The sequence below is a fragment of the Streptomyces sp. NPDC060366 genome, from assembly GCF_042725135.1.
Classification (GTDB): Bacteria; Actinomycetota; Actinomycetes; order Streptomycetales; family Streptomycetaceae; genus Streptomyces.
The window spans coordinates 209,082-221,340 of sequence record NZ_JBHXDC010000008.1 but is presented as its reverse complement, the minus strand read 5'-3'; the positions used below and the strand labels follow the sequence as shown (position 1 = coordinate 221,340).

11 protein-coding genes are annotated in these 12,259 nt (G+C 72.0%); 1 reads left to right on the top strand and 10 read right to left on the bottom strand.

What is annotated here, in order from left to right:
• Positions 1-13: 13 nt before the first annotated feature.
• The 4 genes from ACFWHU_RS21400 to ACFWHU_RS21385 all read right to left on the bottom strand — a co-directional run bounded on the left by ACFWHU_RS21400 (position 14) and on the right by ACFWHU_RS21385 (position 4,623).
• Positions 14-1,288, bottom strand: coding sequence for a hypothetical protein (locus ACFWHU_RS21400; RefSeq protein WP_387226365.1), 1,275 nt, complete (start codon positions 1,286-1,288; stop codon positions 14-16).
• A 459-nt stretch (positions 1,289-1,747) separates the two neighbouring features.
• Positions 1,748-2,671, bottom strand: coding sequence for a hypothetical protein (locus ACFWHU_RS21395; protein ID WP_387226363.1), 924 nt, complete (start codon positions 2,669-2,671; stop codon positions 1,748-1,750).
• 102 nt (positions 2,672-2,773) lie between these two features.
• Positions 2,774-3,700, bottom strand: coding sequence for a serine hydrolase (locus tag ACFWHU_RS21390; RefSeq protein ID WP_385792435.1), 927 nt, complete (start codon positions 3,698-3,700; stop codon positions 2,774-2,776).
• Positions 3,697-4,623, bottom strand: a complete 927-nt coding sequence (locus ACFWHU_RS21385; RefSeq protein ID WP_387226360.1) for a LysR family transcriptional regulator — start codon at positions 4,621-4,623, stop codon at positions 3,697-3,699. The genes ACFWHU_RS21390 and ACFWHU_RS21385 overlap by 4 nt, the downstream gene beginning before the upstream one ends.
• A gap of 239 nt (positions 4,624-4,862) precedes the next feature.
• On the opposite strand from ACFWHU_RS21385, the gene bla reads away from it, so the two are divergent.
• Positions 4,863-5,822 carry a class A beta-lactamase gene (gene bla, locus ACFWHU_RS21380; protein ID WP_387226358.1) on the top strand — a complete coding sequence of 320 codons (960 nt, stop codon included), beginning with the start codon at positions 4,863-4,865 and terminating at the stop codon, positions 5,820-5,822.
• Here bla and ACFWHU_RS21375 read toward each other — a convergent pair.
• From ACFWHU_RS21375 to ACFWHU_RS21350, 6 genes are all read right to left on the bottom strand, one after another.
• Positions 5,806-6,534 (bottom strand): DUF6390 family protein, encoded by a 729-nt coding sequence (locus tag ACFWHU_RS21375; RefSeq protein ID WP_387226355.1) that lies wholly within the window; start codon positions 6,532-6,534, stop codon positions 5,806-5,808. The genes bla and ACFWHU_RS21375 overlap by 17 nt on opposite strands.
• Positions 6,535-7,527, bottom strand: a complete 993-nt coding sequence (gene hypE / locus ACFWHU_RS21370; RefSeq protein WP_387226548.1) for a hydrogenase expression/formation protein HypE — start codon at positions 7,525-7,527, stop codon at positions 6,535-6,537. It abuts the gene before it with no gap.
• Between the two features lie 128 nt (positions 7,528-7,655).
• A complete protein-coding gene (gene hypD, locus ACFWHU_RS21365) occupies positions 7,656-8,759 on the bottom strand; it encodes a hydrogenase formation protein HypD (protein ID WP_387226352.1) in 1,104 nt (367 codons plus the stop codon).
• A complete protein-coding gene (locus tag ACFWHU_RS21360) occupies positions 8,756-9,058 on the bottom strand; it encodes a HypC/HybG/HupF family hydrogenase formation chaperone (protein WP_385792440.1) in 303 nt (100 codons plus the stop codon). The genes hypD and ACFWHU_RS21360 overlap by 4 nt, the downstream gene beginning before the upstream one ends.
• A 43-nt stretch (positions 9,059-9,101) precedes the next feature.
• Positions 9,102-11,723, bottom strand: coding sequence for a carbamoyltransferase HypF (gene hypF / locus ACFWHU_RS21355; protein ID WP_387226349.1), 2,622 nt, complete (start codon positions 11,721-11,723; stop codon positions 9,102-9,104).
• Positions 11,724-11,725: 2 nt separating this feature from the next.
• Positions 11,726-12,259, bottom strand: a complete 534-nt coding sequence (locus tag ACFWHU_RS21350) for a hydrogenase maturation protease (protein WP_387226347.1) — start codon at positions 12,257-12,259, stop codon at positions 11,726-11,728.

Sequence of the window (12,259 nt, the reverse complement as noted above, 5' to 3'; positions counted from 1 at the left end):
CCGCTCCGCGCGGTCAAATCACCTCGGGGAGAGCGCCCATGGGTCCGTCCGCCGTCGGCGTCGTGCGTGCGGCCGCGCCGTCCGGGGCCTCGGGACCGTGCGGCCGGGGACCGTAGGGTTCCGGCTTCTCCTGGTCCTTCGGCAGTCCGGGCGGCGGGGGCGGCGGTGTCACGTCGAGCTTGCGGTCGAGCAGCCGGTTGGCGCCGAGGTGCAGCAGATTGACGACGATGATCGCGGGCCCCACGACCCCGGCGGTGCCCGGGAATTGGGGTTCGAGCGCCAGTGCCAGCAGGATCGCCGTGATGCCGTTCTGCTGGCCGAGTCCGAGGTAGTAGCGGTCGACACGGCTGATGCCCGGCACCAGCCAGGGCCCGGCGAGCAGCGCGGCCACCATCTGCGCCCCGAACGCCGCCGCACCGAGCGCGAGACCGGGCAGCGGATCGATCCCCTGCGAGAGCAGCACGCCCAGGAAACACGCGGCGACCAGGAACGCGCCCGACACGGTCCGGTTGACGTACGGCTTGAACCGGCCGACCCGGACGAAGAGTCCGGCCAGCGCGACGGCCAGTACCAGCATGTACGAGGCGGCGACCAGCACCAGGACGACGACGAGCAGCAACGCGAACACGTCGGCCCGGCGCGCGGCGGCGGAGCGGGTACCCGCGCGGCCGTCCTCGCCGTTGTCCGCCGCCACGACGCCGGATTCGTCCTTGGTACGCCGGCCGACCGCGAGTCGCCGGACCACGCGCCAGACGAGCAGGGCGATTCCGAAGAGAACCACGTTGGCCAGCGTGGTCAGCAGGAAGTCGGCCCCGGCGCCCTGGTCGGGCGCCATCGACACCGTGCCGCTACCACCACCGGCCCGCAGCGCCAGCACGGCGAAGTAGAAACTGAGCAGCACGGTCATCGGGTCGTCGAACGACGCCCAGGCCGAGAGCAGGGTCTTGGCCCGGCGCGACATCCGGTGGCGGGCACCCATGGCGGCCACGGAGAGCGGGTCGATCTGGGCGACCGCGATCCCGAGCACGATGGCTTCCGGGCCCCGCACCACGAGGACCATCACGGCGGAGATCAGCGCCGCTTTGAGCAGCACTCCCAGGGTGACGGCCACCACCACCGCGCGCAGGTTCTCCCGCACGTCGGCGGCCTCGAGTTCGTGCGTGCTGCCGTAGAGACCGATCGCCAGCAGAAGGCCGGCGGTGAAGGTGTAGACGGGCAGGTCGGCGAGATTACCCGGCTCGGTCAGCAGACCGATCGCGAGACCGGTGAGCAGCGCGCCGATCGCCATCAGAGAAGTACGCCGCGACGGCGCCTTGGCCGCCTGGCCGCGTAACCGCCACCATCTCCGAACCACTCCCGGTGCCCCCCGCATCCGATCTCGCCACACAAGATCGACGGTCGGAATCAACCGCCGTTCGCCGGTCAACCGGACCACGGACTTCGCGCACATGACGGGTCATCATGCCGGAAGCGACGAAGCCCGAAGGGGCTTCGTCCGACACCCCTCACCCGGTAGTCGGTCGCACGGCGAGCACGGCCGCCGCATGGTGAATTGAGTGTAGGAAAGATGGCCGCTTCGTGTGAGTGGATGACAGAAATTGACCGATCTCAACACCATTGATTCTTTTGCTTATCGATGAACGCCGGAGCATTACGACGCGCCTCCGGCGCACGCCCCGGTTGGAAAGGCGCCGGGAGAATCCGTTCGAGACACCATCCCGGCCCGGCTGCGCGCGTCGTCCGGGAGTCATCCCCCGAAGAGACCGCCGAGAAGTCCACCGAGCGGGTCCGTGTCGTCCGAAGGGGGGTCGGCCGGTGTGCCGGAGGGGGTCGGGGTGCCGGAGCCCGCGCCGCCGTCGCCGGTGCCGCCCGTGGGGGACTGCGAGGTCGTGGCCTCCGGCGCGCTCGGGCTCCCCGATGTCGCGGACGGCGATACGGCGCCGCTCTCCGTCGGGTCGGGCCGGGGTGAACCGCTGCCGCCGGACCGTGCGCCGGCCGACGGTTCCGAGGCTTCCCCGGTACGGCTGGTGTCCCCCCACCCCGGTGCGCCGCCGGCGCCCGGTCCGGATTCCGGCGCGCCCGGGGCCGAATCCCCCGGAGCCGGTGTGGAGTTCGCCGGGGCCTTGTCGTCGTTCTCCGATATGCCCGGTACGGACAGCCAGGGCGGCGCCGAACCTCCGCCGATCACCGCGCCGCCGAGCACGACGGCGCAACAGGCACCGGAGCCGACCAGGACCCAGCCGAGCCGTCGTAGCCGCTTCCCGCGCGGAGCGGTCGGGTCGTCGTCGTGCGGTGGCGGCTCGTCCTCGTACGACGCGGACGGAACGGGCTCCGGCGTCGGCTCGGGCCCGGAAGCTTCGGAGGCCTCGGGCTCTGAGGCCTGTGGAGCAGGATCGGCGGGTGCGGCGGAATGCGCCTCTTCCGTGGCCTCGATCTCCGTGGCCACGGTCTTCGTGACCTCGGTCTCCGTGGCCTCAACCGGCTCGACAGTCTCGGCCGGCTCGACGTCCCCCGCCTCCGTCGGCCCCGAACTCCCGCCTCGCGCGACCGACTCGGCGGCCATCCCGGCGACCACCCGCTCCAGCCTGTCGAGGCGCTCGCTCAGGTCCGACGCGTCGTCGCGGGGAGTCTCCGCCCGCTCGGCATCGCCAGCTGCCCCGTGCTCTTCCACAACCGCCCCGCTCAGTGCGTCCCAGCCGTACGACGGATATCCAACGTCGCCAATGAGACTAGTACTACCGCACAGTGGGTCCGCTCCGTCCGTCGGCCTGCTTCACATCCCTCGGACCGGCGCGGCACCGGAGCCGCGCAGCGCGTCGATCGCGATGCGGGCCGCTGTGCCGATGACGGCGTCCGCCGCGGGCAGCGTGGCGGCGGGGCTGGCGGCGCGGGTGAAGACAGCGACGGCGTACCGGCCGTGGTCCGGGTACTCGATGACGCCGACCTCGTTGCGGAGCGTGGGCGCGCTGCCGGTCTTGCCCGCGACATGGACGTCGTCGAAGGGGAAGCCGGAGGCCAGCCGGTGCGGCCACACCTGGAGCGCGAGCAGCCGGCGTACGGCGGCGCCGTGTTCGGGGGTGCACGCCTCGTCGCGCCAGATCGCGCCGAGCAGACGGGTCATGTCGCGCGGGGTGCTGCGGTTGGTGCGGGCGGGGTCCAGCGCGCGCATACGGGCGAGGACCTGAGGATCGCCCAGGGCCTGCGGGCCGCCCCGTCCGGCGTCCTCCCTGATGGTGACGAGGAAGTCGCGGAAGGTCTGGACGGCGTGGGTACGGGTGAGCCCGAGCCGCTCGGTGGTGTCGTTGACGGCGTCGAGACCGACGCGTTCAAGGAGGAGGTCGGCGGCGGTGTTGTCGCTGACGGCCATCATCAAGTAGGCCGCGTCGCGCAGGGAGAGACGGGCCGGGTCGAGCATGGCGGAGAGCCCGGTCGGCCCCGACGTACGGCCTTCCCTCGGGCATTCGGTCTGGTCGGTCAGGTTCAGGCGGCCCGTCTCGGCGTGCTGATGGAGCGCGACGAGCAGGCAGAGTTTGTGGACGCTCGCGGTGACGACGGACCGGTCCGCGCCCACGTCGATCTGGGCGCCGGAGTCGATGTCCGCGGCGTGCAGCCAGCCCGTGACACCGGCGTCGGCGAAGGCGGCGCGAATCCGGTCGCGCGGGTGGGCACGGGCGGGCGTGCGGGTGGGGGGCTCGGTCATATCCAGTACTCCGCCGCCGGGCGCAGACGCGGCGGACCGGCGGACAGGTCGGGGCCGGCGGTGGCGGTACGGCCCAGGGCATCGGTGACGGTGTCGGCGAAGGCCCGTACGGCGGCGTCGCCCCGCCCCTTGGGCCAGGCCGCCGAGTGACGCCAGGCCAGCGGCGTGCCGCTCAGCGGGCGCCAGGTGAGGTCGCGGTCCCCCGCGTGGTGGGCGTCGTGCGGGCCGAAGGCGATGGCCCGGCCGCCCAGGAGCAGGCCGCGGATGAAGCTCGGGCCCTGGCCGTGCCGGACCGCGGTGGGGGTGTAGCCGTGGCGGGCGCAGGTGGTCAGCAGATCGTCGTGGACGGCCGGGGCGTGGGCGCGCGGGAAGAGGATCAGGTCGTATCCGGTGAGTGCGGAGAGCGGGACCGTTTCGAGGCGCGCCTGCGGGGCGTCCTGCGGCAGCAGGACGCCCAGTTCGTGGCGCAGGACGGGGCCCAGCTCCAGCCCGGACACGTCACAGGGGTGGTGGATGAGCCCGACGTCCAGGTCATGCGAGGCGAGTCGGGCCAGTTGCTCGGCAGTCGTCAGCTCGTGCAGTTCCAGTTCGACGCCGCCCTCACGCTCCTGGAACCCGGCCAGGATCGCGGCGACGCTCTCGCCGGTGATGTCGGCCGGCAGCGCGGCGCGCAGCAGTCCGCTGTGACCTTCCTGGATACGGCGGGCCGTGGCCATCAGCGCCTCGGAGTGGGCCAGCAGCCGGCGGGCCTCGTCCAGCAGCAGTGTGCCGCCCTTCGTGATCGTCACCTGTCGGCTGGTCCGCTCGAAGAGGCGTACACCCAACTCCCGCTCCAGACGCTGGATGCGCTGCGACAGGGGTGGCTGAGCCACGCCGAGACGCTGGGCGGCGCGACCGAAATGTAACTCTTCCGCAACAGCCACAAAGCATTGCAGATGCCGTATCAGGTCCACGACCAGCAACCATATCGCTGATTGATCGATCCATGAGCGATATCTGTCTTGGACGTAAACCGGCGGGCGTTGTTCTCCTCGGGTCGAAGGAGGTACGGACCGGCGACCGGCGAATCCCCGCCTAACAGGCCTCTGAGCGGACCGGACCACCCCGAACTCCCCCGTACCAAGCGTCCGAACGGGCGCCCCGAGAGGAAAGCGACCACCACATGTCGACCCGTACCTCTGTCCCCCGCCGTGCCGCGCTCGCCACCCTGAGCGGCCTCGCGACCCTCCCGCTCATCGGCTGCGGCACGAGCACCCGTCAGGACGGGCCGCCGCCCCGTTCCGGCTCCACGCCGTCGCCTTCCACCCCGTCGACCTCCACGCGGACGTCGACGGCGGACACGAAGGGCGCGTTCGCCCGGCTGGAGCACGAGTTCGACGCCCGGCTCGGCGTCTACGCGATCGACACCGGCGACGGCCGGTCCATCACCCACCGGCCCGACGAACGTTTCGCCTACGCCTCCACCTGCAAGGCGCTGCTCGCCGCCGTCATGCTGGACACGTACTCCCTCAGGCAGCTCGACCGGCTCGTACGCTACGACCGCAACGATCTCGCCGGCGCCGGCTACTCGCCGATCACCGAGAAGCACCTCGCCACGGGGCTGACCCTGCGACAGCTGTGCGACGCCACCGTCCGCCACAGCGACAACGGCGCGGCCAACCTGCTCTTCCGCGAGATCGGCGGCCCCAAGAGACTCCAGAGCGCCCTCGCCTCCATCGGCGACCGCGTCACCCGGTGCGACCGTTACGAGGACGACCTCAGCGAGGCGGTCCCCGGCGACCTCCGCGACACCAGCACCCCGCGCGCGCTCGCCACCGACCTGCGTGCCTACGTCGTGGACGACGCCCTCGCGCCGGACAAGCGAGCCGTACTGACGGACTGGCTCAAGCGCAACACCACCGGCGACAAGGTCATCCGGGCGGGCGCCCCGGACGGCTGGCAGGTCGGCGACAAGACCGGCACCGGCGGCTACGGCACCCGCAACGACATCGCCGTCGTCTGGCCCCCGAAGGCCGCCCCGATCGCGATCGCCGTCCTGTCCCGCCGTGATTTCAAGGACGCCGAGCCGGACGACGCCCTCATCGCCGAGGCCGCCGAGATCACCCTCAACGCCCTGGCGTAGCCGCCCCGGAACACACGGGCGCGAGCCGGCGGGCCTCCGTCGATTCGATACGTCCCGCCTGCGGCTCCGTGATGACGTCGCACACCCAGTCCCAGTGCAGCGCCACGAGGTCGCCGGGAGCGAGCCCCGGAATCAGCGAGCGGCCTCCCGTCGACCAGCGCACGGACTCCTGGCGGGGCGGCCCGGGGATCAGGGCCGTACCCGTCCAGGTCAGCGGGCGGGACTCGACCGTGGCCGACTCCCCCTCGACCGCGCGGACCACGCCCGTCCGGATCCGGCACCGGTCGAGGACCGACAGCGCCGTTGGGTTGCCCGATGCGCGCAGCAGTTCGGCCCACGGGTAGACGTCGAAGACCTGGAAGCTGTGGTGGGCGAGGGCACCGTCGGCCGCGTCGCGCCACGTGCCGCCCGACTGGCCCCGGAAGCGGTCGCGCATACGGTCCAGCAGCGCCTGGGGGTCGGCCCGGTCCAGGAGGTCGTTGCCGATCCAGTACGCCTCGACGACGCGCTCGTCCAGCGGGTCGTCGAGTCCGGCCGACTCGGCGAGGAATTCGAGATAGCACCAGGCGCCGTCGAACTGGCGGGCGCCGCGCTCGATGCCCTCGGTGTCCGTGGCGCGCAGCAGAGCCGTGGGGTCCGCCGGGCCGCAGTAGCCGAGTTCGTTGGGCGGATAGGCGTACCGCGCGAAGAGGATCGCGCCGCGCTCGCTCATTCAGCAGATCCTCGGGAGCTGTTCACCGACGGGCAGGCCGACGACCCGGGTGCCGCCGAGGCCGGTCCTGGCGACCACCATGCCGGGGTGTTCGGTGACGCAGGTGCCGATCCGGCGGGCCCGGCGGCCCAGCGGGTGCGCCGTCAGGGCGTCGAGGACCCGGTCGGCGGCGTCGGCGGGCACGATCGCGATCAGCTTGCCCTCGTTCGCGACCTGGAGCGGGTCGAGCCCGAGCAGGCTGCACGCGTCGCGCACGGTGTCCGGTACGGGCAGGTCCCGCTCGATCAGTTCGACGCCGACCGCCGACGCGGTGGCGATCTCGTTCAGCGAGGCCGCGACGCCGCCGCGCGTGGGGTCGCGCAGGACGTGGACGTCGGCGCCGGTGGCGAGCATCGCGGCGACGAGGCCGTGCAGGGCGGCGGTGTCGCTCTCGACCGTCGTACCGAAGTCCAGGCCGTCCCGGCAGCTCATGACCGCCACGCCGTGCACCCCGATGTCGCCGCTGATCAGCACGGCGTCGCCGGGTGCGGCGCGGCGCGGGCCGATGTCGACACCGGCCGGGATCACCCCGATCCCCGAGGTGTTGACGTAGACGCCGTCCCCGCTGCCGCTGTCGACGACCTTGGTGTCGCCGGTGACCAGCCGGACCCCGGCCGCCCGCGCCGCCGCGCCCATGTCCTGGGCGATCCGGCCGAGGTCGGTGAGCGCGGTGCCTTCCTGGAGGATGAACGCGGACGACATGAACAGGGGCGTCGCGCCCGACATCGCCAGGTCGTTGACGGTCCCGTTGACGGCGAGGTCCCCGATGGAGCCGCCGGGGAAGAACATCGGCTTGACCACGAACGAGTCGGTGGAGAAGGCGAGTCGGGTGCCGTCGCCGACGGTGAGTACGGCGGAGTCGCCGAGTTCGGCCGCCGCGGCGGAGCCGTACGCGGGGAGGAACAGGTGCTCGACCAGTTCGGCCGACATCGCCCCGCCGCCGCCGTGGCCCATGACGACCGCCGGGGTCGCGCGGAGGGGGACGGGGCAGGCCCAGTTCTCGAAGTCGAGGTCGTTGCCGGCCGGGGCGGTCGCGGGGGCGGTCGCCGGTGCGGGTACGTGGTTGGTCGTCCCGGTCTCGGTCACTTCGCATCGACCAGTTCGAGTCGGCGGTAGGTGAAGTACGCGGCGCACGCGCCCTCGGAGGACACCATCGTGGCGCCCAGCGGATTCCTGGGGGTGCACTCCTTGCCGAAGGCGGCGCATTCGTGCGGTTTGATCAGCCCCTGGAGGACGTCGCCGGAGCGGCACAGCGACGATTCGGCGGTACGGATGTCCGCCACGTCGAACCGGCGCTCGGCGTCGAACTCCGCGTATTTCTCGGACAGTCGCCATCCGCTGCGGGGGATCATGCCGATGCCGCGCCAGGTCCGGTCGGTGACCTCGAAGACGTCCCGCAGCATCTCCATGGCGGGGAGGTTGCCCTCGTCACGTACGGCACGGGGGTAGGCGTTCTCCAGCTCGTGGCGGCCCTGTTCGAGCTGGAGGATCGTGCGGCGGACGCCTTCGAGGATGTCCAGCGGTTCGAATCCGGTGACGACGACGGGGACTTGGTACATGCGCGCGAGCGGCGGGTACTCGGAGGTCCCCATCACGCTGCACACGTGTCCTGCGGCGAGGAACGCCTGGACCCGGCAGGTGGGGGACTCCATGATGGCGGCGATGGCGGGCGGTACGAGTACGTGCGAGACGAGCAGCGAGAAGTTCCGTACGCCGAGCCGCCGGGCCTGATGGACCGTCATGGCGTTGGCGGGGGCGGTCGTCTCGAAGCCGATGCCGAAGAAGACGACTTCCTTGTCGGGATTGTCTCGGGCGATCTTCAGCGCGTCGAGCGGGGAGTACACGACGCGTACGTCGCCACCGGCGCTCTTGACCGAGAACAGGTCCTGGCCGCTGCCCGGCACCCGCAGCATGTCGCCGAAGGAGCAGAAGACGACGCCGGGCCGGGCCGCGATCGCCAGCGCCCGGTCGATGATCTCCAGCGGGGTCACACAGACCGGGCAGCCCGGCCCGTGGATCATCTCCACGCCGTCGGGCAGCAGTTGGTCGATGCCGTGCCGGATGATCGAGTGGGTCTGGCCGCCGCAGACCTCCATCATCGCCCAGGGGCGGGTGGTGGCCGCGTGGATCTCGTCGACCAGCCGCTTGGCCAGATCGGGGTCGCTGAACTCGTCGAGGTACTTCACAGTCCGCTGCCTTCCGCTTCCACTGATTCCCGCTGTCCGGCGGCGAGTTCGAAGCCGTCACCGAACTCCTCCTCCAGGAGCCCGAGCTTCTCGAAGTTCGCCAGCGTCTGCCGGGCCGACGCCTCGTCGAGCCGCTGGATGGCGAAGCCGACGTGGACGACGACGTATTCGCCGATCTCCGCGTCGGGGATGTACTGGAGGCAGACCTCCTTACGTACGCCGCCGAAGTCGACCTGGGCCATCAGGGCGCCGTCGACCTCGGCGGTGCTGAGCACCCGCCCGGGGACTGCCAGACACATGGTGTCGCTCCCTTCTCTCTGGATGTGTGACTCGGACGCCGGGTCAGCCGGACGCCGCGACCAGCAGTTGCCCGAAGGCGATGCCGCCGTCGTTGGGCGGCAGCAGAACGGGACGCAGGACGGTGAAGTCCTTCGCTCGCAGGGCCCGTTGGGTCGCTCCGAGCAGGACGGCGTTCTGGAAGACCCCGCCTCCGAGCGCCACCACGGCGAGCCCGGTCCGCCGTCGGAACAGCTCCGCGAGGTCGACGGTGAGGGCCGTGACGGCCGCGTGGAAACGTGCGGCGATCAGCTCCGGCGGTACTCCCGCGCTCACGTCGGACACCACCGCCCGGATCACCGGGCCGGGGTCGGCGACGACCGGGTCACTTGGGTCCGCCGGGGCCGGGAGACCGAACGCGTAGGCGCTCTCGGCGGGCTCCCCCGCCGCCGATCTGGCCAGCCCCTCCAGCGCGATCGCCGCCTCCGCCTCGTACGCCACCTCGTGCCGTACGCCCGCCAGTGAGGCCACGGCGTCGAAGAGCCGGCCCATGCTCGATGTCGGCACACAGCCGAAGCCCGTCGCGAACTGGTGGGCCAGCACGTCGCGTTCCCTCGCCGGGCAGGCGGCCACGGCGGGCTGCTTCTCGTCCCAGCCGATCCCGGCCGCGTGCAGATGCGCGAGCGCCATGCGGTACGGCCGCAGCACGCTCGCGTCACCGCCCGCGAGCGGTACGTACGCCAGGTGGGCGGCCCTGCGGTACGACTTGTAGTCGGCGATCAGCGTCTCGCCGCCCCACACCGCGCCGTCGGCGCCGTGGCCGGTGCCGTCGTAGGCGAAGCCGATGACGCTCTCGCCGGGGCCGAGGCCGTGTTCGCCCAGCACGGCCGCGATGTGGGCGTGGTGGTGCCGCACGGTGCGTACGGCCCGGCCCTTGGCGTGCGCGCGGGCCCAGGCGCCGGAGCGGTAGCCGGGGTGGGAATCCGCCACGAGCTGTTCGGGTTCGACACCGGTCAGCGCCCCGAGGTGGGCGGCGGTGCGGGTCAGCGCGTCGACCGTGGAGAGGTCGTCCATGTCGCCGATGTGCTGGCTGACCCAGGCGTAGCCGCCCTCGCCGAGCGCGCAGGTGTTCTTCAGATCGGCGCCGGCCGCGAGCAGCGGCGGGATGTCGAAGGGCAGCGCGAGGGGCAGCGGCGCGTACCCGCGTGATCTGCGTACGGGCAGTTCGGCGCCCGCGACGAACCGGCTGACGGAGTCGTCGCACGGCACCCGGATCGGACGGTCGTGCCGCAGCCAGGCGTCGACCAGCGGGGCGAGTTCGGTCAGCGCCTTCGCGTCGTCGGTGACGATCGGCTCACCGGAGCGGTTGCCGGAGGTCATCACCAGCACGTCGGGGCCCAGGGCGTCGTCGCCGATACCGAAGAGGAGGGTGTGCAGGGGGGTGTACGGAAGCAGCACGCCGAGGTCCGGATTGCCGGGCGCCACGGCATCCGCGAGTCCTCCGGAGGCGGGCGGCGTACGGCGGGGCAGCAGCACGATCGGCTTTCTGGTGCCGGTCAGCAGCGCCCGCTCGTCGTCCGTGACGGTCACCAGCTTCTCGGCGACGTCGAGGTCCGCGGCCATGACGGCGAAGGGCTTGCCGCCGCGTTGTTTGCGGCGGCGCAGTTCGGTGACGGCCGCCTCGTCGCGGGCGTCGCACGCGAGGTGGTAGCCGCCCAGCCCCTTGATGGCGACGATCTTTCCCTCGGCGAGCAACCGCCGTGCGGCGCGCAGCGCTTCGTCGCCGTCGTGGACCGTCCGGCCGTCGTTGCCGATCAGTTCGAGGCGGGGCCCGCAGTTGTGACAGGCGATCGGCTGGGCGTGGAAGCGGCGGTCGCGCGGGTCGTCGTACTCCGTGCGGCAGTCGTCGCACATCTCGAAGGCCGCCATGGTCGTCGCCGCGCGGTCGTAGGGCATGCCGGTGACGATCGTGAAGCGCGGGCCGCAGTGAGTGCAGGTGATGAAGGGGTGTCGGTGGCGCCGGTCCGCGGGGTCGCGCAGTTCGGTCAGACAGTCCCGGCAGGTCGCGGTGTCGGGCGAGACCAGGGTGCGGACCCGGTCGGTGGCGCTGGAGTCGGCGATGACGAACTCCGCTCCCCCGGTGGGTGGTTGGTCCGTCTCGGCCACCGACTCCACGACGGCCAGCGGGGGCGGGTCGGTGCGCAGCCGGCGCCCGAACTCCGCGACCGCGTCGGGATCGCCCTCCACCTCGGCGACGACGCCGGCAGCGGTGTTGGCGACCGAGCCGGTGAGCGCGAGTGCGGCGGCGGTGACGTAGACGAACGGGCGGAAGCCCACGCCCTGTACGACGCCGCGCACCTCGAACCGGCGTCGGACGCAAGGCTGTTGAGTGTCGGCGGACGCGCTCTCGCGGCCGAGCGTCAGGCGGTCCTCCGTCTCGCCGCCCGCGCCCTCGCGGGCGCCGCTGCCCATCATCTCCAGCCCCGACAGGGCTTCCGCCGCCTTCGCCTCGTCGATGACCTCCATCGCGAAACCCATGTGCAGCAGGACCCAGTCGCCCGTGGCCGGGGGTGTGTCGAGCATGCCGATGTTGATACGGCGCCGGGCGCCCTCCACGTCGACGAGGGCGAGCTGGTCCGCGTACCCCTCGACGATCTCCACGACTCGCCCGGGGATACCGAGACACATGATCAGGACCTCCGGGTCCGGGCGGGTGCGGGTTCCGTCGTGGGTGTACGGGGTGCGGGCCCGGCCGCCGACAGCCGTCGGACCAACGCGCGCACCTCCGCCACCGCTTCGGGTACGGCGGCGGCGACGGCCTCGCTGAGGCCGATGCCTTCCTCGACGTCGGCGGGGGTGCACCCCACAACGTGGGTGAGCGGAAGCGTACCGCCCAGTTGGTCCAGATTTGCCAGGACAGATACCGGATTCATACCGTGTGCATCGAATTCACCCGTACCGAGGTCGTCCGGGCCGACCTCCAGAACCGTCAGCTCGCCGGGCGCGCCACCGCCGGGGCAGGCGTCGACCAGTACGAGGGCGTCGTACCCGTCGAGCAGGTCGTACGCGAGGTGCATGCCCCGGATGCCGTAGTCGACGACCCGGACACCGGCGGGGAGCGGCGGCCCGGGGTCGGCGACGAGTCGCCGTACGACCTCCGGGCCGAAGCCGTCGTCGCCGAGGAAGAGATTGCCGATGCCGGCAACGAGCACGCCACCGGTCAC

What these genes read in the sequence shown, in the direction of transcription:
- ACFWHU_RS21400 (WP_387226365.1), bottom strand. Translation starts at nt 1,288, where the DNA reads ATGGCGATCGGCGCGCTGCTCACCGGTCTCGCGATCGGTCTGCTGACC.
- ACFWHU_RS21390 (WP_385792435.1), bottom strand. Translation starts at nt 3,700, where the DNA reads ATGACCGAGCCCCCCACCCGCACGCCCGCCCGTGCCCACCCGCGCGAC.
- bla (WP_387226358.1), top strand. Translation starts at nt 4,863, where the DNA reads ATGTCGACCCGTACCTCTGTCCCCCGCCGTGCCGCGCTCGCCACCCTG.
- ACFWHU_RS21375 (WP_387226355.1), bottom strand. Translation starts at nt 6,534, where the DNA reads ATGAGCGAGCGCGGCGCGATCCTCTTCGCGCGGTACGCCTATCCGCCC.
- hypE (WP_387226548.1), bottom strand. Translation starts at nt 7,527, where the DNA reads ATGGGCCACGGCGGCGGCGGGGCGATGTCGGCCGAACTGGTCGAGCAC.
- ACFWHU_RS21360 (WP_385792440.1), bottom strand. Translation starts at nt 9,058, where the DNA reads ATGTGTCTGGCAGTCCCCGGGCGGGTGCTCAGCACCGCCGAGGTCGAC.
- hypF (WP_387226349.1), bottom strand. Translation starts at nt 11,723, where the DNA reads ATGTGTCTCGGTATCCCCGGGCGAGTCGTGGAGATCGTCGAGGGGTAC.